This is a genomic window from Flavobacterium cupriresistens, from assembly GCF_020911925.1.
GTDB lineage: Bacteria > Bacteroidota > Bacteroidia > Flavobacteriales > Flavobacteriaceae > Flavobacterium > Flavobacterium cupriresistens.
This window is the reverse complement of sequence record NZ_CP087134.1, coordinates 5,640,537-5,662,954: the sequence shown is the minus strand read 5'-3', so window position 1 is coordinate 5,662,954 and position 22,418 is coordinate 5,640,537. Positions and strand designations below refer to the sequence as shown.

Sequence of the window (22,418 nt, the reverse complement as noted above, 5' to 3'; positions counted from 1 at the left end):
TGAAAACTGCGACTGCGACTTTTTCACCCCTCAGCATAACTGCGACTGCGACTAAAAAACCCTCACCTCACGCGCTTAAAAGCAATCGCTCCGGTTCTTTTTTTATTGTCTATATAAGTGCCTTCAAGAGTATTGCCGTCTGCAGAAAGAGTCAGGGTATGGGTGCCTTGTGTTGCCCAGCCTTCAATCGGTAGTGTCACATCAACGGTATAGATTATGGTATTTCCGGTTCTTTTTCCGATTCCGCTTTCTGTAAATTTTTGTCCTTTCCATTCTAAATAATGAGAAAAAATGACTTTTCCATTTTGTTCTGTGATAATGGCCACAGCATTCTGAACACCTGAATTGATGTCTTCCCAAACACCGTTTATATTTGTTTTTGCCGGAATAGTTTTTTCTTGGCTGAAGCCGAAATTTGAAAATACCAGAAGGAAGAAAAGAAAGAGCTGAATTTTGTTTTTCATATTGATTTTAGTTTTGAAGGATAACCGATTTTATTTCCAGAACAGATCCTGATGCCGGATTGTAATTCACAAAATTGAATTTGCAAAGATTGTATATGTCTAAAAGTTTTCCGTTCGGCAAACCATCTTGCTTAAAATGGGTCCACGGAATTTTCAAGGTTGTAAATTTATTCGGAGATGCAGGTAAATCAACTCTCGGGTGTGAACCTCCATGTATGCAACCCGTTCCTTCTTTGTTTCCTTCGCGAGCCTGCAATTTAATAAGTTGGGTGGATTTATAGGTAATGCTCACAAATTTTGAATGGTCTGATAAATTAGTCGCGACACCATCATTGGAGTCGGATGCTGTAATCATCACATTCAATTCAATTTCCCCAACCGGACTGTCTTTGGCCGTTACGCGAAGAACCCCTTCTTTCTGCCGAATTTCGTTTAGAGTTGTCTGATTCTCTTTGACCGGCCCCGCTATGTACCAATCATTTTCTTTTACCAGATCCCGAGTATTTCTCTTGTTAGTAAAACCGGAAATAAAAAATAAAACAACAAGAAATGAAACTGGTAAACGAATCATGTTTTTAGTTTATTAGATAATTATTTTTAAAAGAAACAAGGATAATTCAAAAAGCCCAAAAATAAGTGATTTTCGTTAACAGTGATCTTTTCAATTAATACCCAGTTAAATGAACTTAAATAACTTATAGGATTTAAACAATTCCAAATATACTCTTCTGGAAAATATTCTCCCCGAATATATCTAAATTTTATTAAGAAAACTTTAAATTTGTAAGAATCGATTCTTAAATTGCTTTTAATGAATAGTTTGAAAACAAAATCCCTCTTGTTTTTCTTTTTTTTGATGTCGGTTTGTTATTCGCAAAATGACAGTACTGCTGTGGAAAAGAATGACATTCGGGATGTTCTCTATAAGCTCTTCAATAAAAACGATTCTGTTAAAAAAAGTAAAGACAAAAAATTGGCTTTCTCTTTATTACCCGTTCCTGTTGATGCCAATTCAAGTACGGGATTGGTGGTTTCTTTTTTGACGAGTTTTTATCTGGGCGACGATCATGAAAAAACCAAAATGTCACAAGTTACTTTTTCGCCCTATTTCAGTTTCTCCAATCAATATGTTTTTCCGATTCAGACTTATATTTATACCAAAGATGATAAATGGAATTTTATCGGAGATTATCGGTATCTGATTTATCCTCAGCTCACTTATGGTTTAGGAGAGCACAATGCCAAAGAAGAAATGTCAACTTTAGATTATCAGCAGTGGCGTTTTTATCAATTTGCCAACCGCAAGGTCGTTGGTAATTTCCGAATGGGATTAGGGTTGTTATTCGATAATTATCAAAATCTTTCCGAAGAATCTTATATCGAAGAAGAAACGGATTATTTCAAATATATGAAAGGTGATTTTTCTAATGAAACTTCATTCGGATATGCTTTTCAGGGATTGTACGATTCCAGAAAGAATACCATTAATCCCGAGCAGGGTTTGTATGTTGAAGCAGATCTAAGAATCAATACAAGCGGAGTAGAAGGGGATAAGTGGAGATCTTTGTATGTTGATGCCAGAAAGTACCATTCGTTCAGCAAGACCAAGCACAGGGTTTGGGCTTCAAGAGCCTTTTATTGGTCTACTTTTGGAGGAAAACCCCATTATCTCGATTTGCCCAGTATTGGCTGGGATCGTGAAGGAAAAACAGGACGTGGTTTTACCAAAAACAGATACAGAAGTAATGCGCTGCTCTATTTTGAAAGTGAATACAGAACCGATATAACCAAAAACGGATTTATTGGCGCGGTGTTTTTTGCTAATGTTTCTTCCGTTTCGAAATTGGATACCTATCAATTCGCCAAATGGAATCCGGCCGTCGGGACAGGATTGCGGATTAAATGGAACAAACAAAACAGCAGTAATTTAGTTTTAGATTTTGGAGTCAGCAAAAACGATTGGTCATTGCGACTGGGATTGGCTGAAAATTTCTAACTTTCGCAAAAATATATATTTTTTCTTTTCATGCAATTATCAGTTATTATTCTCAATTATAATGTCCGTTATTTTCTGGAACAATGCGTTTTAAGTGTTCAAAATGCCATCTCCACTCTTGATGCAGAAATTATAGTAATAGATAATAATTCCTCTGATGACAGCTGTTTGATGATGAAAGAGCGATTTCCTACTGTGAAATTAATTGAGAACAAAGAGAATTTCGGTTTTCCGAAAGGAAATAATATTGGAGTGGCACAAGCACAGGGAAAATACGTTTGCATTCTTAACCCCGATACAATTGTAGCGGAAGATAGTTTTGTTAAAATTTTGGCTTTCGCCGAAGAACAAACCAATTTAGGAATTGTGGGTTGTAAGTTGATTGACGGAACAGGTAATTTTTTACCTGAAAGTAAACGTGGAATTCCAACACCCTGGGTAGCTTTTACCAAGATTTTTGGTTTGTATAAAGTTTTCCCGCAATGGCGTCTTTTTAATCAATATTACGCACAACATATTTCAGAAAATGAAACCGGAAAAGTAGCTATTCTGGTAGGTGCTTTTATGTTGATGAAAAGAGATCTGTACCTTGATTTGAAAGGTTTCGATGAAGCTTGTTTTATGTACGCAGACGACATTGATCTCTCGTATCGGGCTTTGTTAAAGGAAAAAGAAAACTATTATTTTCACGACACAGCGGTACTGCATTACAAGGGAGAAAGTACCGTGAAAGACGAAAAATACATGAAACGTTTCCAGGAAGCTATGACGTTTTTTTACCAAAAACATTTTAAGAAATCGTTGTTTTTTTCTGTTTTCATAAAAATGGGAATTCTCTTTTTTTCATTTGTTAAAATGTTTCAGGGAAAATCAAAAGTCAAACCGGGACCGGAAAGTTATGTTTTGTATTCTTCAGATATAAATTTGTCTGAAAATTTGTCTGTTATTTTGAAAAATAAAGTCGATATATTCGATTTCAAAAAAGAAAAAATGGTAAATTCGTGGCAGGTTTTGAAGGGTAAAAGAGTGGAGATTATTTTAGATAATCAGCATGTTTCATTTAGAAATTGTATCAAAATCATAGAAACTATTAAAGATAAGCGTATTACTTTTAAGATTTTCCCCAAAAATGCAAATTTTATTATTGGAAGCAATTCCAGAAATGAAAGGGGGCAAATTATAAAAATCAAGTAAAAAATTATATTAAATGTAATTTATATATAAAATATTCAGTAATTTCGCAATCGGAAAATCAAAATCACCCTTGAGGTTAACAATATGGCAAGATTTGAATTAAAGCTTCCTAAAATGGGAGAAAGTGTAGCTGAAGCAACTATTACAAACTGGTTGAAAGAGGTTGGAGACAAAATTGAAGCTGACGAAGCGGTACTGGAAATAGCAACTGACAAGGTTGATAGTGAAGTGCCGAGTGAAGTAACTGGGATTTTAGTCGAAAGATTATTTGGCAAAGATGATTTAGTTCAGGTAGGACAGGTAATTGCAATTATCGAAACTGAAGGTGGTGTTGAAACAGCATCGTCGTTTTTGGTAGATAAAATTGCAGACGAAGAATCAACTCCTGCTGAGGCAACTGAAATCGAAAAAACGATTGAAGGAGCTAAAGAGGCGGTCGCTGCTCCTCAGGATTTTTCGACATCAGAAAAATTCTTTTCCCCACTTGTAAAAAACATTGCAAAAGAAGAAGGTGTTTCTGTTGCTGAGCTGGATAGTATTCAAGGTTCAGGAAAAGACGGACGTGTTACAAAAGAAGATATTCTTAAGTATATAAGTGATCGCAAAGCAGGTGCAGTAGTTGCTCCAAAAGCGGTTGTTGAACCGGTTAAAGAAGTTGCGGCTCCAAAAGGGGCAGAACCAGTGGTTCAGAAAAGTCAACAAGCAGTTCCGGTTTCTGTAAACGGAGGTGATGAAATCATCGAAATGGACAGAATGCGTAAATTGATTTCAGGTTATATGGTGGCTTCCGTGCAGACTTCGGCTCACGTACAATCCTTTATTGAAGTTGATGTAACGAATATCGTGAAATGGAGAGATAAAGTTAAAACCGCTTTTGAGAAAAGAGAAGGCGAGAAACTTACTTTTACTCCAATTATGATGGAAGCGGTTGCGAAAGCATTAAAAGATTTCCCTGGAATGAACATCTCAGTTGATGGTGATTATATCATTAAAAAGAAAAATATAAATTTAGGAATGGCTGCGGCTTTACCAAACGGAAATTTAATTGTACCGGTTATTAAAAATGCGGATCAATTAAATCTTGTTGGAATGGCAAAAGCGGTTAATGATCTTGGTGGTCGTGCAAAAGCAGGAAAATTAAAACCGGACGACACGCAAGGAGGAACTTACACGGTTACAAATGTGGGAACTTTTGGAAGTGTTTTCGGAACGCCAATTATCAATCAACCGCAAGTTGGAATTTTAGCTCTTGGAGCAATTCGTAAAGTACCGGCAGTTATCGAAACTCCTGAAGGAGACTTTATCGGAATCCGTCAAAAAATGTTCTTGTCTCACTCTTACGATCATAGAGTTGTAGATGGTGCTTTAGGTGGAAGTTTTGTAAAAAGAGTGGCAGAATATTTAGAAGCATTTGATGTAAACAGAGATTTCTAAAAGTAGCTGTTTGATATATAAAAAGCCCTTTCGACATTTAAACGTTGAAAGGGTTTTTCTTTGGGCTTTAGTGTTAAAGTCAAAGTGGGAATTGGGAACTTTATGAAAAAAAGAAGTGAAATTCAGCTTTAAAAATTATATTTGTAAACTTATAAAATTCAAAAATGGAACTCAAACTCAATAAACCAATTTGTTTTTTCGATCTTGAAACGACAGGTATTGATATCGGAAAAGACAGAATAGTAGAAATTTCAATATTCAAAGTTTTTCCAAACGGAAATAAAGAAAGTAAAACTTGGTTAGTGAATCCTACAATTCCGATTCCGCCTCAAACTACTGCTGTTCATGGAATAACAGATGAGAAGGTTGCGAATGAGCCTACTTTTAATGAGCTTGCGCAGCAGGTTTATACGATGATTAAAGACAGTGATTTGGGTGGGTTTAATTCAGATCGTTTTGATATTCCGCTTTTGGCTGAAGAGTTGCTTCGTGCCGGAGTTGATTTTGATATGAAAAATAAAGTTTCTGTAGATGTACAGACTATTTTTCACAAGATGGAAGAGCGTACTTTAAGTGCTGCATTGAAGTTTTATTGTGGAAAAAGCTTAGAAAATGCACACTCAGCGGAAGCAGATACCATGGCAACGTACGAAATTTTAAAAGCACAATTAGATCGTTATCCGGAATTGGAGAATGATATGAAAGTGTTGTCGGAATTTACAACCCGAAAAAAAATCGCTGATTTTGCCGGAATGATTGCTTTTGATAAAGACAATGAAGAAGTTTTTACTTTCGGAAAACACAAAGGTGCGAAAGTAGAGAAAGTGTTAGAAACAGAGCCCGGATATTTCAGCTGGATTCAAAATGCGGATTTCCCACTATATACCAAAAAGGTCTTAACAGCTATTAAACTAAGAAGATTAAATACGAAGTAAGGTCCTGAGAGGCTAAGATTCTGAGTTTCTGAGTTTTTTGCGACTTACGTTCTTATTTACTTAGAACCTCAGAGCCTTAGCGACTTAGAGTATGAAAAAAAAGAAATTTATCTGTATAGGTAAAAGTTAGATCATATATTACAAAATAAGATTCTGAGAATCTAAGGTTTTAAAATCCTGAGTTTTTAGGCTCATTTTCTTAGCAACTTAGCAGCTTAGTAAACTTAGTAACTTAAAAAAAGAATGAAAATCATCTGTATCGGTAGAAATTATACCAATCATATTGAAGAGTTAAAAAACGAAAGACCAACAGAGCCTGTTGTTTTTATGAAACCGGATTCGGCTGTTTTGTTAAAGCAACATCCGTTTGTGATTCCGGAATTTTCCGAAGAAATTCATCACGAAATAGAGATAATCGTTAAAATTAATAAAGTTGGAAAGTATATAGAGCCAAAATTTGCTCATAAGTACTATGATGAAATTAGTGTAGGTATTGATTTTACGGCCAGAGATTTACAAGAGAAATTGAAAGCGAAAGGATTGCCTTGGGAGAAAGCAAAAGCGTTTGATGGCTCTGCTGTCATTGGTGATTTTTTGCCTAAAACTGATTTTGTTTCTATGGAAAATCTTACTTTTGAATTAACAAATAATTCTAAGACGGTTCAAAAAGGAAATACAAGCTTTATGCTTTGGAAAATTGATGAACTGGTTGCGTATGTGTCACAGTATTTTACATTAAAAATTGGCGACATTATTTTTACAGGAACGCCCGAAGGTGTTGCTGCTGTAAAATCAAACGACGTTTTAGAAGGCTTTTTGGAAGATAAAAAACTATTTAGAATACAAGTAAAATAATGGCTTTAAAGTATAACCTTTCGAAAGTTTATGCGCTTTCAGACAATGATCCTGAATTCGTAAACGAAATTCTAAAACTATTTGTTACGGAAGTCCCTGAAGATTTGAAACAAATTAAAGAAGGGATTAAAAAGAAAGATCATAAGTACGCTTATTCTTATGCGCATAAGATTAAACCAACATTAGATTTAATGGGGTTGAATATGGCATTTGAAGAAATTCTTCAAGTAGAAGCCTGGACAAAAGCCGAAGGCAAGAAAAAAGAAATCATCGAAACTTTCAAAAGTATCAGAGAACAGGTAAAAGATGCAGTCAAAGAAATTAAAAAAGACTTTGACCTGTAAAATTTTGGCTTGGCCCGAATTTGTTCTTTCTGCGTTTGTAACTTAAAATTAAAAATCAAAGTCGGATTATATGCTGGCTTTTTTTGTTTTTTGGAATTTTGGATTAATCAAGTGTTTCTTTTGTAGTGAAAGAGCACTTTTTCTGCTTCTTACGTTGCTTTATTTCTTTTAATACTAACTGAATCACAATAAATAAAAACAGCATTTATATGAAGGCTACGATTATAACCATTGGGGATGAAATATTAATTGGTCAAATCATTGATACCAATTCGGGGTTTATTGCTAAATCATTAGACAGAATTGGGGTAGAAGTCACAGAAATGATTTCGATAAGTGATGATAAAAAGCATATTTTGGACACCTTTGCACAACTGCAAAACAAAGTCGATGTTGTAATCGTAACAGGTGGTTTGGGGCCAACAAAAGATGATGTAACCAAAAAAACATTTTGCGAATATTTTGATGATGAGCTAGTTGTGAATCCCGAAGTATTGGCTCATGTAACGGAATTGATTGAAGGTTTTTACAAGCGTCCTATTTCGCAATTGAATAAAGATCAGGCTTTGGTGCCTTCAACCTGTACCGTTTTGCCTAATAAAGTGGGTACGGCACCAGGAATGTGGATGAAGAAAGAAAATACGGTATTTATTTCGCTTCCGGGAGTTCCGTATGAGATGAAGTATTTAGTCGAGAATGAAATAGTTCCCAAGATTGTTCGCGAATATAAACGTCCCTATATTATTCATAAGACAATTTTAACCTATGGTCAGGGAGAGAGTTTAGTCGCGGAACGTATTGAAGATTGGGAAAATAATTTACCTGATTTTATTAAACTGGCCTATTTGCCAAATCCCGGGAGAGTGCGTTTGCGTCTTTCGGCACGAGGTACGGATAAAGAGGTTCTTGAAGCGGCATTAGAAGATAATATAAAGGCTTTAGACGCTATAATTCATGATATTATAGTTGGCTATGAAGAAAATGAAACAATAGAGTCTGTAGTCGGTAAATTGCTTAAAAAAGAAAATAAAACCATTGCTACAGCAGAAAGTTTTACCGGAGGGAAAATAGCGTCGATTTTGTCAGCTGTTCCCGGAGCTTCAAAGTATTTTATGGGGAGTGTTGTTTCGTATCATACTGATGTGAAGGTTAATGTTCTTGGTGTCTCACGGGAATTAGTAGAGGAATTTTCGGTAGTAAGTAAAGAGGTGGCATCTGCTATGGCTTTGGGTGTAAAAGAGCTGCTTAAAACAGATTATGCAATTGCGACAACTGGTAACGCCGGACCGTCAAAAGGAGACTCGGATGCTGAAATTGGCACCGTTTTTATCGCTTTGGCTACTCCGGACGATATAATTGTCGAAGAGTTTAACTTTGGGCAACCCCGTGAAAAAGTGATAGATAGGGCGAGTATTAAGAGTTTAGAAATATTACAGAAAGAAATTTTAAAAATTGTGCAATAATTTTTTGCTACAATGGTTTATTTTTCTTTTCTTTGCACCCTGATTTTGAATAACGATAAAAGTAAAGTATAATGTCAAGAGTTTGTGACCTTACAGGTAAAAGAGCGATGGTAGGAAATAACGTTTCTCACGCTATGAACAAAACTAAGAGAAAGTTTTCTGTAAACTTAGTTAAAAAGCGTTTTTATCTTCCAGAAGAAGATAGATGGATTACTCTTAGAGTAGCAGCATCTACGATAAAAACAATTAATAAAAATGGAATCACTGCTGTTTTGAAAAAAGCACAGTCAGAAGGATTTATCAAATAATCTTTTCCTAAATAAATATATAGCAAGATGGCAAAGAAAGGTAATAGAATCCAGGTAATTTTAGAATGCACGGAACACAAGACTTCTGGTGTTTCAGGTACTTCTAGATATATAACAACTAAGAACAAGAAAAATACTCCGGATAGACTTGAGATTAAGAAATTTAATCCAATCTTGAAACGTGTAACTGTTCATAAAGAAATTAAATAATTAAGTCATGGCAAAGAAAACCGTAGCATCGTTACAGACAGCTTCTAAGAGATTATCAAAAGCAATTAAAATGATAAAATCTCCTAAAACTGGTGCATATACATTCGTAGAATCTATTATGGCTCCTGAAGAAGTTGATAATTTCTTGAAAAAGAAATAATAACATACACAGTATATAGAAAAGCTACTTTCATTCGGAAGTAGCTTTTTTATTTTTTATATTTGTCTAAAATTTTATAGAAGTGAGTAGTATTGCACTTTTAAAAAGGTTTCCGATCTCTTCTTTAGTAATGGATGAGGTAGTGGTTAAACCGGTGAATACTAAAATCTCTTCTGTGTATCTTAAGATTATTTAGATCCTCAAAAAATCAGCTAATCTGAAAAACTAACAACAAATAACAAATGAGTTTTTTTAAAAAATTATTCTCTAGTGAAAAGAAAGAGACTTTAGACAAAGGTCTTGAAAAATCAAAAAGTACTTTTTTTTCAAAGTTAAGCAAAGCCGTTGCCGGAAAATCTAAAGTTGATGATGCTGTTTTAGATGATCTGGAGGAAATTCTGGTAGCTTCTGATGTTGGTGTAAATACAACGTTGAAAATAATTTCAAGAATTGAAAAACGAGTTGCTGATGATAAATATTTAGGAACCGAAGAGTTGAATCAAATTCTTCGCGAAGAAATAGGTGGTTTGTTGTCTGAAACCAATAGAGGTGAAGCTACTGAGTTTGAAATTCCAAAGGATAAAAAACCGTACGTTTTGATGGTGGTTGGTGTTAATGGAGTTGGTAAAACAACGACTATTGGTAAATTGGCTTATCAGTTTAAAAAAGCCGGTTACAAAGTTGTTCTAGGAGCTGCAGATACATTTAGAGCCGCTGCTATTGATCAATTGCAGGTATGGGCAGATCGAGTAGATGTGCCAATCGTGAGACAAAACATGGGAAGTGATCCTGCTTCTGTTGCTTTTGATACTTTGCAGTCTGCCGTAGCTCAAAATGCGGATGTTGTTATTATTGATACAGCGGGACGTCTTCATAATAAAGTCAATTTAATGAACGAGCTTACCAAAGTAAAACGTGTCATGCAGAAAGTAGTAGAAGACGCTCCTCATGATGTACTTTTGGTTTTAGATGGTTCAACTGGTCAAAATGCTTTTGAGCAGGCAAAACAGTTTACTGCCGCTACAGAAGTGACTTCACTTGCCGTAACCAAATTAGACGGAACTGCTAAAGGTGGTGTTGTGATTGGTATTTCAGATCAATTTCAGATTCCTGTAAAATACATTGGTGTTGGTGAAGGTATTGAAGATCTTCAGGTCTTTAATAAATATGAATTTGTAGATAGTTTTTTTAAATAATAGCAGAATGAGTTTTTCTTCTTTAAAAAATATAACGCCTGTTGCTTTCTATTTCGCAAGCGTTGTAAGTTTTGTATTAGCGAATGTTTTAAAAGATAAAAGTTTATCGTTTTATTACGTCTTATTGGTTCTTGGTTTAGGATTCTTCTTTATGGGAATGTTAAAAAGAATCCGTACTAAAAAATAGTTAGAGATACAAAGCATTAATTTTCTCCCATAAAGTTTTGTCAAAATCAGATAAGGCTAAGTTGACATTGTCTGCCGCGTCCCCCATTCTGATTACAACCATATTTTTGCTTGGTACGACATATATTTTTTGGTCGTTTTTACCTAAGGCCATAAACATATCATTTGGAGCCGTTGGAATTATACTTCCCGGAAAGGTAAGCTGTGATTGTGGTAAATGGTAATTTGCTTTGCCGTTTAACCACCATAAGTAACCGTATCCTAAATTGATCGCTTGTGAAGTGTTTGTGGCCTCTGTGAAGTAATTTTCATTTAGAATCACATCGTTGTTCCATTTGCCTTTGTTGAGCATTAAAAGTCCAAAGCGTGCCATGCTTCTTGTGGTACTTGTGTAAACACTATTAGCGCCAAGTTGAACCCAGTTGCCATTCATACCGATTTTATCTCTTAATTTACTGTTGAAATAATTTTGCCAGGTTTGACCACTTGCCTGCGCCACAACGTCCTGCAATTTTACATATACATTATGATACGCCCATCGTTTTCCTGCGTCGGCTTTGTAGATTAAACTGGCAGGATCTACATTGTCAGTACTGTCGTCAAGTCCCGATGTCATAGTTAGTAAATGTTTGCAGGTAATCGCGTCTTCCTGCGCGACTGTTTCGCTTGTCCAACCCGTGCCGATGTATTGAGAAACTTTATTGTTAATATTGATCAGCCCCTCTTGTTGTGCGATTCCCGTAATGGTTGCTGTTAATGTCTTTCCTGCGCTTGCCCAATACCAGTTGGTGGTGGCAGTGTGGTCATTGAAGTAGTACTCTAAAACAATTCGCCCATTTACTAAAAGAATAAAAGATTTGGAGTTCTTTAATTCTAAATAATCTAAAAGAGGCTGTACTGCATTTTGATTCCATTTGAGGTCTGAGACCGATTGTGTTTCCCAGATAGTTCCTGTTAATGGAGGAAAATACATATTTTGTGCAGGTGTAGATGCTGTATCGGAGGACTCTTTACTACAACTGATAAAGCTTAAGAATATCAGGAGTTTAAAAATGGCTTTGGTCATGTTTTTAGGTTTTGGTTTAAAGTTTGACTAAAAATTGGTAAAATAGTTTAATGGGTTTTGTGTATTTTTATTTCTTTTGAATCTTTATAAAGTTAACTTTGTAGTTCACGGATTTTCTTTTGAATGCAGGACTGGTGTCGGATTAAAAACAGGCTCTTCTGTTTATTATAGTCCCAAGGCAGCAAGAATGGGAACAATTGAATTTTTTAATTAATTTAGAATATGAAAAACACTTTTATGATTTTGGTTTTGTCTCTTTTGTTTGTTGGATGCAAACAGGATATTAAACCGGCAGATATTGCGAAGTTAAATGGTTATTGGGAAATTACTAAAGTGGTTTTTGATAAAGGTGAAATAAAGGATTTTAAAATGAATGAAACTTTTGATTTCTTTAAAATTGAAAAGAACAACAAAGGAGTACGAACAAAAGTAGCACCGCAACTCGATGGTACTTTTTTGTCTACAGATACATTTGAAAATGTTTCCGTTCGTTTTACCGACGATAAAGTTTATTTGGATTATAAAACAGATTATGCAAAGTGGAGCGAGGAATTACTAACGTTGTCTGATGATGAAATGGTGGTGAAAAATGCTGAGAATAAAGAATATCATTATAAAAAAGCAGGACCAATAAATATCATAAACGATGGCAAAGAGACTAAATAACGAAAGTACGATTGGGGCTGTTTTAAAGCAGATCATTCAGGTAAATAAATTGCAACCCGGAATGGATCAGATTGATGTAAAGGAAGCCTGGAGACAGTTGATGGGGAATGGTGTTAACACCTATACCAGAAACGTCGTTTTAAAAAATGGTACTTTATATGTCGAGCTTGGGTCATCTGTTTTAAGAGATGAATTGAGTCACGGAAAGTCTAAAATCATCAGGATGATTAATGAGGAATTGGGTAGAGACGTGGTTAAAGACGTTATTTTACGTTAGGCTTTTTTGATCTTTAAAAGGAATTAGATTAGTAGACTTCAGTCTTAAAAATAAAAGTAACACTTCTGTTTTGGAAGTGTTTTTTTTATGATACATTTGACCGGTAAGTATTTTTTTAATAAATAAAAAAAAGTGCTTATTTAATTAATCAAAACCTAAAAAAACAAATTCCAAAAAATGAAAAAAGCATTACTTATTTTAACAGTGTTATGCACTTTAAACGGTTATTCACAAAAGAAAAAAGTAGCAGTTGTCGGTTTTTATACTGACAAAACAATTGATCTTTCTAGTCTGGGACTAAATGGTTTAGCCGCAATAGCGGACTTAGGAAGTGACCCGAATTTTAATCTTGCTCCTATTTTAGAGAAATATCACACTGCTTTTTTTGAGGTGTATTCTAAGAAATTTCCGTTTGATTTGATTCCTGAGAATGAAGTGACTCAAAAACAAGAGTATATTGATTTTACACCAAAATTTGCCAGAGAAGGTGATGCAGGAAAAACGATCATCAATTACCCTGGATACAAATATATTTACGAAGGTATGGCAGGTGAAGCCAATGAAGTTGGAACAGCTACCATCTTTAAAGAAGTTGCCGATGGTGTTTTGTTTACAGAAATCCATTTTTCTCTACAAAAAGGATTCGCTGTTGGTGGAACCGGAACAGTTAAAATGAGAGCGAATGTAAGACTTGCTTTGTACGATAAAAACGGTAAAAAAGTATTTGCATTCACCGAAGGAGAAAACTCTAAGAAAACGGGAGTTATTGTAGGCGGAATTCCTGTTTTAACGCCTGAGAAAGTACTACCAATGTGTGAAAGTGCATTAGAAGAACTGCTAAAAGATTTAGATGAAAAAGTGGCTAAAATCGTTAAAAAGACGGCTGATAATCTTTAATATTCTATAAGTTATATAAAAGCAAGAAACCACTCTTAAAAAAAAAGAGTGGTTTTTTTATGTGATTTTTGGATTGCTGTAGTGGGAATTTCTAATTAAATACCTCAAAAAAACAAACCTAACAGGTTTTAAAAACCTGTTAGGTTTAAGGAATTTTGCGACTCTGCGAGATTTTTAGTTCTTCACCTGAATTTGATTATAAAAAAATCCCGTTTCAAATTTGAAACGGGATTTCTTTTTTGTGATTTAAATCTGAAGTCTAACTTCAGAAATCTAAAATCTTTATTTAGAATTGCTCTCTTCCAGCAAAGTGGAATGCACCTTCGATTGCAGCATTTTCATCGCTGTCTGAACCGTGAACTGCATTTTCTCCAATAGAAGTAGCATATGCTTTACGAATAGTTCCTTCAGCAGCTTCAGCTGGATTTGTAGCTCCAATTAAAGTTCTGAAATCTTCTACTGCATTGTCTTTTTCTAAAATAGCAGCAACAATTGGTCCACGAGACATGAATTCAACTAATTCTCCGTAGAAAGGTCTTGCAGCGTGAACAGCATAAAATGCTTGAGCATCAGCTACAGTTAATTGAGTTAATTTTAATGAAACGATTTTGAAACCTCCGTCAGTAATCATTGCTAAAATGTTCCCGATGTGTCCGTTTGCAACAGCATCCGGCTTAATCATTGTAAAAGTTCTATTAGTTGCCATTTTTCTTGCGATTTTTAAATTTTGTGCAAAAATAGACTTTTTTATGAATTGATTTTAATTAATTCATAATTAAAACTTATTTAATTTCTGTAAAACGCTGATTTCATGAAAAGCCTATAAAATCAAAGCATTTTCCTAAACCATATAAGTCATGTCAGTAAATAGATTTGAGCCCCGGTTTAAATGAACTTACATGACTTATATGGTTTAAAAAACACACTAAACCTTAAAAATGAGTTTGTTTTTGTAGAATAGCCATAAAATAAAAGTCCAGATTCCCACATAAACCAAAGCTCCGGCAAAAGAAGCCAGCATCGGATTACTGAAAAAAGGCGCGATTCCGTATTCATATAAATATTTGAGAAGATTGATCTTTTCTCCGGTTTTATGCGGGTTCTCAAACTCCACCATTACCAAAGCCTGTGGAATAATCTGAGAAGTAAAAAACACGATCATCGGATTTACACCCCAGATTAAAAACAATTTAAATCCTTTTTGGTAGGAAGCAATATCTATTACATAATATAAAATGGCCAAAGTAGTGGTAGCCAGTCCTGTTGTGTATAAAACATAACTGCTTGTCCAAAGCGATTTGTTTATCGGGAAAACAAGATTCCAAATCTGACCTGCTATAATTAGTGCTATCCCGGCCAATGCCATTTTTTGTGCAATATCTTTTTTTGCAACCTTCAGTTGTAGTAATTGACCAATTAATAAACCAATAATACCATTTACAATTGATGGAATGGTACTTAACAATCCTTCCGGATCCCAGGTTACAGTACCGCGATACATATGACCTTTAAGAAGAACACCGTCCAGCCAAGAAGCTAGATTGGTTCCTTTTTCCAGATTGGCTTCTCCAATTCCGGGAACAGGAATCAAGGTCATAACGGCCCAATAGCCAAATAAGAGAAGAACTCCTGTTATGATTTGGGTTTTTTGGGTTGTTTTTAAATATAATAGTGAAATAACAAAGTACACCACCGCAATTCGTTGCAGTACTCCCGGAAGACGTGCGTCGTGATAAGCCTCGATTCCGCTATAGGCTAAAAAAAGATAAATAAGCAGGATAGAAAAGGCAAAGATGTTTTTTAGTTTAGAACTAAAATTACCCATTAAAGCATATCCAACGCCAATTGTAATGATCAATCTGCCAATAAGAAGAGGGATACCGGTAAGATCAAAGAGTTGTATTTTTCCAAAATAATTGAAGAAAATCCCTAAACATAACATTCGTAGCGAACGTACGAGAATTTTATTAAAAGTAGTGTCGTCGTATCTTTTGTCCGGCATCGCAAGCGGAACTGCAACTCCCATTATAAAAATAAAAAAGGGAAAAACTAAGTCAGTTAGGGTACAGCCATTCCATTCAGCATGCAAAAGGGGAGGGAAAACATTACCCCAATCTCCGGGGTTGTTGACAATTGTCATTAATAAAATAGTCAGTCCACGAAAGACATCTAGCGAAATTAAGCGTTCTTTTACCATTGGTTTTGGGTAAATTGGATTAGTTAATAAATTTTAAAAGTCGCTATTTGGTTTAGAAACACTAATTTCTGAATCAGGTGGTTATTTTATCCCGAAATTAGTGCCGTATAGTATGAAATTAGATCGTTATGATTGAAAAATCAGTTTCTAAAGGTCTTAATTTTTGAGTTAATAAAGGAATCAATTCGGCTCCTTTTTCTAAATAAAACTCAGAAAAATTGGCCTGACGTTCCTGTAAACTTTTGTTGGGAAATAATTGATATTGTAAATTTTCGATTCGCTCTAATTGGTCGCTTAATTTTCTTTTTTGGGCTTTAAGCAGTCGTTTCTCTAAATTTTCCAAGCCCTTTTTTTGTTTTACTTCCTGAGCTTTTACGGCTCCTGTAAAAGACTGATCTGTTTTTTGAGCTAGTTCAAATAAATATTGAAATTGCTTCTCCAGAATTTCTTTTTGAGGGGTTAAGTCTATCGGGAATTCAGAAATTTTATAGGTGACAGCGTTAACTAAATCGGCTGGTTTGGTAAATAAATCTTTCCAGCTTAAACCTAATTGATCCGCTTTTTTGGATTGTTTTTCGGTAGTTAATAATACAGAATTTCGAACTAAAATTATTGGAAATGTTACGTTTACTGTCTCAAAGAAAGATTTTAATTCTAACCAATACGCAATTTCTCCACCTCCGCCTATGTAGCATAAGTTGGGTAAAATAATTTCCTGATACAAGGGACGCATAATTACATTGGGGCTGAATTTCTCCGGATTACTTTCTGTTAATTTTAGAATTTCTTCTTTCGTAAAGGAGATTTTAGTATTGTTAACGATGTATTTATCGTTTTCAAAAACAATGCGTTCGCGCAAATGATCTTCAATATAGAATAAATTGATTTCACGCGGATTTACCTGAACAGTATACGCTTTCAGTTTTTCTATAGTTTCCTGAACGGCTTTAAAAGAAGTTTGCTTTGTTAATTCTTCTTGAATATAAGGAATAAAGGGACGTTTCAAATCGGCACTATCAGCATCTATAATCACCAGACCTTGATCAGCAAACAGCGCATTGGCTAAAAAACGTGTAGCATCAGCAAGCGTATTGTGTTTTAAATAAGCGTCTTCAAAGAGTTTTTTTAGCGTAGTGGCGTTTGTACTGGAACCTAATTCTAGAGCATAGATTTCGAAAAATTCAGCGAGACCTTCTGTTGAAAGTCTTCCTACCGGACCCGTACTTTCCTTATTCCATCTGAATTTTTTTCCTTTAAAATTAAAATAATTGATCTCTTCAAAATCATGATCTTCGGTCGCCATCCAGTAGATTGGGACGAAGTTATAGGTTGGGTACTTCGATTGTAATTCTTTGGTGAGATTTATGGCCGAAATAATTTTATACAAAAAGTACAAAGGCCCGCTAAAAAGATTTAATTGATGCCCGGTTGTAACGGTAAACGTATTTTGCTCTGCTAAAAGAGCAATGTTTTGTTTGGTCAGATCAGAAGTCGGAATAGTCGAATATTGTTCTTCTAAAACAGCAACCAAAGGAATTCTATTTTGATTGTTGAAATTCTGTTGTTTTTCAACGATTTGTTTTTCAAAGTTTTCCAGCGTGGGGAAATTATTGTAAAGCGGCTTCAGATCCGGTTTTTGTTCTAAATAATCATGTATCAATGTAGAGAAATATCCTGAGTTTTGGTAGCTGATACAGTCGGTTGGCATAGTTTTAGGTTTATTTTTGATAGCTGTAAATTTAATGAAAATATACAGTTAAAAACGGTTTTAACTATTGCTTAGGATTTGATTTTTTATTTTTGAATTAATGAGCTGTTAATCAGGGCGTTTTGTTTTTTTGTTGCGATCTGAAATTAACTGTTTTAGTAAACAAAATGTTAATAGCGTGAAGAAGTATTGTTTTTAGCATAAACAGCAGAGAAAAATTCGACAAAGCGTTTATTTATTTTTTATAAAGATTGTTGTTTTTCAGAGTTTGATATTGGTTAATAATGGAAAATTGTATTCTTTTTTGAATCTGATTTTGTTAAAACTAGCCATACCAAATTTGTATAGAAACATTTTTCAAAGCAGGAAAATTTGTTAAAATTGGTTCTCTTTTGCACACAATTTTGATTAAAGTTGATTTTTTTAATATTTTTAAATTACTGTAAATCAGTACGTTTTGATTATTTTAAAAAATTTTTGTTAAAATAATTTGTTTATTAAGAAAATATTTCACAAAATTTGCCTCAGAAAATAAATCATTAACTATTAATAACGAAGACAATGTTTGTATTAAACTTTACCTCTCAAAACATCGCATCAGGATTAGATTCTGTTGGCATGTGTCTTCGTGGCTTTTCTCAATCCTAGCAAATCAATTTAAGATATAAGAGCAAGCCCGAAGGAAAATAACTTTCGGGCTTTTTTTTATTCTAGACTCTTCAAAAAATTCCCGATTACCAGAATTTAATTTATCTGTTTCAGATAAAATGCTATTGTCTTGTATTTTTTATACCGGACAGGAAATCTATAATCTATTTTTTTTAATGGACAATTATCTTTTGGACGATTGCATTCAATGCACTCGTTTAAAAACTAAAAGACGAAAAAAAAGATTGGTTAAAGAGGATTTTGAAAAACAACTTGTTCAATTATCAAAACGAAAAAGTGCCCTTTATTTGGCCATTAGAAATTTGCCTTTAATCGAATTGAAAGAGCCTTATCAAAAAGGCTGGGTTCGGTTTTTTGCAGTTCGTGTTGATGTTTTGCGCTCAGCCGAAGGTGTATTTTATGAAAAGATACTAGCGAAAATTAACACTTTTCAGTTTTCTAGTCAAAAGGAATTCACTACGAGGAAAAAGCGTTTTGGGAAGAAAGCCGTCTATCCAAGAGAACAATTTGTGGCTAACATCAGCATCAGCGATTGGAATACTAACAAATTCGAATTAACTGATAAAGAAAAATCCTGTTTTACACTAATCGAAAAATGGTCTGAACTATACAACCGTTTTGTGAGGTATTACAAATTTAATGAACCATGGAGGTTTGTATTTAAAATTGAGGTAAACATAATTACACATAAAAAAGCTGTTGACGCAGGACTTGAAAGTGAATTAAAGCTTATCGAAAATTACATACAGAATCGGAATTTAGGATGGAAGATCTATAAAACGAGGAGCAAAGGAGACTACTATTATTGGAGCTTGGAAAAAGTAAAGCACAATAATGACTTAAAAACAACAAATCTGAATACGATATATGAAATGTATTTAGAAGAAAAACATATATAATGGGAAATAAATTATCCGGAAAAGACCTGATTAAAATAGGCTTTCCAAAAAATAACAGTATCAATATTGCTTTAGGGCAAATCAACCGATACAGAAAAAGAGAAAAAAAAGAAAGTATCCTAACCGAAGCCAAAGAAGTTTTGTTGTTTCCTGAAAAATTTACAGGACACGGAACTTGGGGGAAAGTGGCTGAAGGATTAGTTAATCCGGTGCAAGTAAGAATGCATCAGCTCAATAATACAAGGGCTCCGTTTTCGATATTCGGAGAGAATGAAATCGACGAGCAGGCCAAGTATCAGTTGTATGATGCTTTAAAATTACCGATTTCAGTAGCTGGAGCTCTAATGCCCGATGCGCATTCAGGTTACGGATTGCCAATTGGCGGTGTACTTGCAACAGACAATGCGGTTATTCCGTACGGGGTTGGTGTAGATATCGGCTGCCGAATGAGTTTGTCCATTTTTGATATTCCGGCTAGTTTTTTCAAAGGAAAAGAACATCAGTTACAGGCCATCTTAAAAGATAATACCAAATTTGGAATGTATGAAACACATACGATAAGAGCCGATCATGAATTGTTTAGCCGAAGCGAGTTTCAGGATATTCCACTTCTGAAAAACCTATTGACTAAAGCCTACAAACAATTGGGAACATCAGGTGGCGGAAATCATTTTGTTGAGTTTGGAATCGCAAAGATTACCAATCCGCTTAACGAATGGAAAATAGGTGTTGGGGAATATTTTGCAGTGTTATCGCACAGTGGTTCAAGAGGATTGGGTGCCAATATCGCCAAACATTATACGTATCTGGCTACTAAGCAATGTCCGTTGCCAAAAAATGTACAGCATTTGGCTTGGTTGGATTTGAATACACATGACGGTCAGGAATATTGGCTGGCAATGAATTTGGCCGGTGATTATGCTAAAGCTTGTCATGATGATATTCACCGTCGAATTGCAAAAGCGATAGGAAAACGTGTTGTTGTGACAATCGAAAACCATCACAATTTTGCGTGGAAAGAAATCGTAAATGGCAAAGAAGCCATCGTACACCGTAAGGGAGCGACTCCGGCCAATGTTGGTGAACTGGGAATTATTCCGGGTTCGATGACGGCTCCGGGATTTATTGTTCAAGGCAAAGGAAATGCGGAGAGTTTAAATTCTGCTTCACATGGCGCGGGACGACTTTTTTCTCGTAGAAAATGCAAAGAATCATTCACGCAAAGTGAGATCAATAAAGTCTTGAAAGCAAATGACGTGAGTCTGATTGGTGGAAACATTGATGAAGCTCCAATGGCCTATAAAGACATAAATAAAGTAATGGCAAACCAAAACGAATTGGTTGATGTTCTCGGAACATTCACACCAAAAATCGTGAGAATGGACCGCTAAAAAAAGATAAAAATTATGGAAAAAATAATTCAAATAACATCAGGGCGTGGCCCGGCTGAATGCAGCTGGGTTGTAGCTCAGGTTTTAAAAACTTTTATAGAAGAAGCAAAAGAGAAGAACATAAAAACAACAATGCTTCAGAGAGAAACCGGAATTGAAAATGGAACCGTAGAAACAGCAACAGTTTTACTGGAAAGTAGTAATCTGAATGATTTTGTGAATTCGTGGGTGGGTACAATTCAATGGATTGGACAAAGTCAGTTTAGGAAATTGCACAAGCGTAAAAACTGGTTTATCGGCATCTTTGAAATGGAGAAATCGACGGCAACCGAGATTTCCGAGAATGACATTCAATACCAAGCCATGAGAAGTTCAGGTGCCGGAGGACAGCATGTAAACAAAGTAAGTTCGGCCGTGAGAGCAACTCATATCCCAACCGGAATCAGTGTGGTTTCGATGGACTCCCGTTCACAACATCAGAATAAAAAACTGGCAACGGAAAGGTTATTGCAAAAATTTAAAGAAGAAACGGTAAAACAGTTTAAAGCTGAATTTCAGGCGCAATGGATGAACCAGCTGCAAATTCAGAGAGGAAATCCGATTCGGATTTTTCAGGGTTCGGATTTTAAAAAACAAAAAGAAACAAAAAATTACAAACAGGAACGACAAAGGTTAAAAAGAGAAGATTATTCCGATCGGGAATAATAACAGTACGCTTTGAGTTCCGATACAAAATAATAGATGAAAACAGTAGATAAATATCTTTTTCAGGCGTTAGACAGCTATCCTTATTCGTTGGAAGAAACCATAGAATCATTAGAATATGCCTTGTCTTATGATGATAAAAACACAATGGCTTTATGTTTATATGGTCAGGTTTTGAGCGATCAATTATTTAAATATGAGGAGGCTAAACAGTATTTTCAACAAGCTATTTCGATTAATATTCATGCAATAGAAGTGTATTCGTATTATATTTATACGTTGGTTTTGAATGAAGATTACGAGGAGGCAATGAAGTTAATTGATTTTGCACTTACGATTAAAGGAATCAACAAAGTGGAGATTCTCTTAAAGAAAGTACTGCTTTTAGAAAGCCAGAAAAAATTCAAAAAAGCACAAAAAGTATTAAAAGAGACACAACTTGAAACTCTAAATGCAACTTACGATTGTACTATTGAAGAAACTGAAAAACGATTGACTAAAAAGTTAAACAAGGTTTCTAAAAAAAAGAAACAAGTAAGCAAAAAGAAAAAATAATACGGAAAAATATAACTAAAAAAATGAAATGTACATTTTAGAAAATTATGATATTACCCTAAAAGCCAGCAAAACCAAGCTTTCGCAAGTTGTTTTCAGCATTGGCCTTTAAAAATGAAATGCGCATTTTACAAAAATAACAGATAGCAATTCCTTGATATACGTCTTGTAAAGTGATTTTCTAAACAAATTATCATCAATGGGTTGCCTTATGGGTTGCTTCATGCATTGCCTTAAAAAAATAGCAACAAATTGATATTCAGTAAATTATGAAAAACCAAAATGTACATTTCATTTTATATTTGTGTACATTTCAATTTTTGGCTCATAAAAAGGATGTTGTAAGGACATCCTTTTTTATTTCAGCAAGTTGATAAGGATTAAAAAAAGGCCTGATTAATTTTAAATATCCGCGGCTGTTTTTTTATTCTGCCACAGATTAAAGGATTAAAATGATTTATAAAATCTGTGTAAATCCTTTTAATCGGTGGCAAAAAAATAATTCGTGCCAATTGGCAAAATTCGTGGCAAAATGATGAAGAAGGTCACGAAAACGAGGAATCTAAACAACTTGTTTTTTAATAACTTAAAAAGAGTTAGATAGAATTAAATGGATTTAAATGATTTGATTTTTGCTTTTTAT

Annotated in this window: 25 protein-coding genes; 19 read left to right on the top strand and 6 right to left on the bottom strand. The window is 34.6% G+C overall.

The genetic code is table 11. From position 1 onward, the window contains the following. Positions 1-62: 62 nt before the first annotated feature. A complete protein-coding gene (locus LNP23_RS22460) occupies positions 63-464 on the bottom strand; it encodes a hypothetical protein (protein WP_047778468.1) in 402 nt (133 codons plus the stop codon). Between the two features lie 7 nt (positions 465-471). Next, on the bottom strand, positions 472-1,035 hold the full coding sequence (locus LNP23_RS22455) for a hypothetical protein (RefSeq protein ID WP_230002956.1): 564 nt from the start codon (positions 1,033-1,035) through the stop codon (positions 472-474). A gap of 240 nt (positions 1,036-1,275) precedes the next feature. Here LNP23_RS22455 and LNP23_RS22450 point away from each other — a divergent pair, with 240 nt between their 5' ends. From LNP23_RS22450 to LNP23_RS22395, 12 genes are all read left to right on the top strand, one after another. Further along, positions 1,276-2,460 (top strand): BamA/TamA family outer membrane protein, encoded by a 1,185-nt coding sequence (locus LNP23_RS22450; RefSeq protein ID WP_230002955.1) that lies wholly within the window; start codon positions 1,276-1,278, stop codon positions 2,458-2,460. 30 nt (positions 2,461-2,490) lie between these two features. Next, positions 2,491-3,654, top strand: a complete 1,164-nt coding sequence (locus LNP23_RS22445; RefSeq protein WP_230002954.1) for a glycosyltransferase family 2 protein — start codon at positions 2,491-2,493, stop codon at positions 3,652-3,654. Between the two features lie 84 nt (positions 3,655-3,738). Further along, positions 3,739-5,088, top strand: a complete 1,350-nt coding sequence (locus tag LNP23_RS22440; RefSeq protein WP_230002953.1) for a dihydrolipoamide acetyltransferase family protein — start codon at positions 3,739-3,741, stop codon at positions 5,086-5,088. 164 nt (positions 5,089-5,252) lie between these two features. Beyond that, positions 5,253-6,023 carry a 3'-5' exonuclease gene (locus tag LNP23_RS22435; protein WP_047778463.1) on the top strand — a complete coding sequence of 257 codons (771 nt, stop codon included), beginning with the start codon at positions 5,253-5,255 and terminating at the stop codon, positions 6,021-6,023. A gap of 243 nt (positions 6,024-6,266) precedes the next feature. Continuing rightward, a complete protein-coding gene (locus tag LNP23_RS22430; RefSeq protein ID WP_230002952.1) occupies positions 6,267-6,878 on the top strand; it encodes a fumarylacetoacetate hydrolase family protein in 612 nt (203 codons plus the stop codon). Continuing rightward, on the top strand, positions 6,878-7,222 hold the full coding sequence (locus LNP23_RS22425; protein WP_047778461.1) for an Hpt domain-containing protein: 345 nt from the start codon (positions 6,878-6,880) through the stop codon (positions 7,220-7,222). Before LNP23_RS22430 ends, LNP23_RS22425 begins: the two co-directional genes overlap by 1 nt. Before the next feature lie 209 nt (positions 7,223-7,431). Further along, the gene (locus LNP23_RS22420; protein WP_230002951.1) at positions 7,432-8,685 is read left to right on the top strand and encodes a CinA family nicotinamide mononucleotide deamidase-related protein; all 1,254 of its coding nucleotides are present in this window, start codon (positions 7,432-7,434) and stop codon (positions 8,683-8,685) included. A 71-nt stretch (positions 8,686-8,756) separates the two neighbouring features. After that, positions 8,757-8,993, top strand: coding sequence for a 50S ribosomal protein L28 (gene rpmB / locus LNP23_RS22415; RefSeq protein ID WP_008468080.1), 237 nt, complete (start codon positions 8,757-8,759; stop codon positions 8,991-8,993). A 27-nt stretch (positions 8,994-9,020) separates the two neighbouring features. Continuing rightward, positions 9,021-9,203: a 50S ribosomal protein L33 gene (gene rpmG, locus LNP23_RS22410; protein WP_047778459.1), complete on the top strand. Its 183-nt coding sequence runs from the start codon at positions 9,021-9,023 to the stop codon at positions 9,201-9,203. Positions 9,204-9,210: 7 nt separating this feature from the next. Beyond that, positions 9,211-9,363: a DUF4295 domain-containing protein gene (locus LNP23_RS22405; protein WP_082210668.1), complete on the top strand. Its 153-nt coding sequence runs from the start codon at positions 9,211-9,213 to the stop codon at positions 9,361-9,363. 242 nt (positions 9,364-9,605) lie between these two features. After that, complete coding sequence (ftsY, locus tag LNP23_RS22400) at positions 9,606-10,559, top strand: signal recognition particle-docking protein FtsY (protein WP_047778458.1); 954 nt, start codon at positions 9,606-9,608, stop codon at positions 10,557-10,559. A 7-nt stretch (positions 10,560-10,566) separates the two neighbouring features. Continuing rightward, the gene (locus LNP23_RS22395) at positions 10,567-10,746 is read left to right on the top strand and encodes a hypothetical protein (protein ID WP_230002950.1); all 180 of its coding nucleotides are present in this window, start codon (positions 10,567-10,569) and stop codon (positions 10,744-10,746) included. On the opposite strand, the gene LNP23_RS22390 is transcribed toward LNP23_RS22395, so the two are convergent. Then, positions 10,747-11,811: a serine hydrolase domain-containing protein gene (locus tag LNP23_RS22390; RefSeq protein ID WP_230002949.1), complete on the bottom strand. Its 1,065-nt coding sequence runs from the start codon at positions 11,809-11,811 to the stop codon at positions 10,747-10,749. It lies immediately after the preceding gene. Positions 11,812-12,033: 222 nt separating this feature from the next. Here LNP23_RS22390 and LNP23_RS22385 point away from each other — a divergent pair, with 222 nt between their 5' ends. The 3 genes from LNP23_RS22385 to LNP23_RS22375 all read left to right on the top strand — a co-directional run bounded on the left by LNP23_RS22385 (position 12,034) and on the right by LNP23_RS22375 (position 13,651). After that, positions 12,034-12,477 carry a lipocalin family protein gene (locus LNP23_RS22385; protein ID WP_230002948.1) on the top strand — a complete coding sequence of 148 codons (444 nt, stop codon included), beginning with the start codon at positions 12,034-12,036 and terminating at the stop codon, positions 12,475-12,477. After that, positions 12,458-12,754, top strand: coding sequence for a DciA family protein (locus LNP23_RS22380; RefSeq protein ID WP_047778454.1), 297 nt, complete (start codon positions 12,458-12,460; stop codon positions 12,752-12,754). The genes LNP23_RS22385 and LNP23_RS22380 overlap by 20 nt, the downstream gene beginning before the upstream one ends. Before the next feature lie 177 nt (positions 12,755-12,931). Beyond that, on the top strand, positions 12,932-13,651 hold the full coding sequence (locus LNP23_RS22375) for a hypothetical protein (protein WP_230002947.1): 720 nt from the start codon (positions 12,932-12,934) through the stop codon (positions 13,649-13,651). Between the two features lie 286 nt (positions 13,652-13,937). Here LNP23_RS22375 and LNP23_RS22370 read toward each other — a convergent pair whose 3' ends face one another. The 3 genes from LNP23_RS22370 to bshC form a co-directional block, all read right to left on the bottom strand. Beyond that, positions 13,938-14,357, bottom strand: coding sequence for a nucleoside-diphosphate kinase (locus tag LNP23_RS22370; RefSeq protein WP_047778452.1), 420 nt, complete (start codon positions 14,355-14,357; stop codon positions 13,938-13,940). A 219-nt stretch (positions 14,358-14,576) separates the two neighbouring features. Continuing rightward, entirely contained in the window at positions 14,577-15,848 is a 1,272-nt protein-coding gene (locus LNP23_RS22365; RefSeq protein ID WP_230002946.1) for an acyltransferase family protein, read from the bottom strand. Positions 15,849-15,966: 118 nt separating this feature from the next. Then, the gene (bshC, locus tag LNP23_RS22360) at positions 15,967-17,556 is read right to left on the bottom strand and encodes a bacillithiol biosynthesis cysteine-adding enzyme BshC (RefSeq protein WP_230002945.1); all 1,590 of its coding nucleotides are present in this window, start codon (positions 17,554-17,556) and stop codon (positions 15,967-15,969) included. 824 nt (positions 17,557-18,380) lie between these two features. Between bshC and LNP23_RS22355 the strand changes: the two genes are divergently transcribed. The 4 genes from LNP23_RS22355 to LNP23_RS22340 are packed head-to-tail and all read left to right on the top strand — an operon-like array spanning position 18,381 to position 21,775. After that, the gene (locus LNP23_RS22355) at positions 18,381-19,124 is read left to right on the top strand and encodes a hypothetical protein (protein WP_230002944.1); all 744 of its coding nucleotides are present in this window, start codon (positions 18,381-18,383) and stop codon (positions 19,122-19,124) included. Next, positions 19,124-20,515 (top strand): RtcB family protein, encoded by a 1,392-nt coding sequence (locus LNP23_RS22350; protein WP_047778448.1) that lies wholly within the window; start codon positions 19,124-19,126, stop codon positions 20,513-20,515. Before LNP23_RS22355 ends, LNP23_RS22350 begins: the two co-directional genes overlap by 1 nt. 15 nt (positions 20,516-20,530) lie before the next feature. Then, positions 20,531-21,220, top strand: coding sequence for a peptide chain release factor H (prfH, locus tag LNP23_RS22345; protein ID WP_230002943.1), 690 nt, complete (start codon positions 20,531-20,533; stop codon positions 21,218-21,220). A 36-nt stretch (positions 21,221-21,256) separates the two neighbouring features. After that, positions 21,257-21,775, top strand: a complete 519-nt coding sequence (locus LNP23_RS22340; protein WP_047778446.1) for a hypothetical protein — start codon at positions 21,257-21,259, stop codon at positions 21,773-21,775. Positions 21,776-22,418 lie beyond the last annotated feature (643 nt).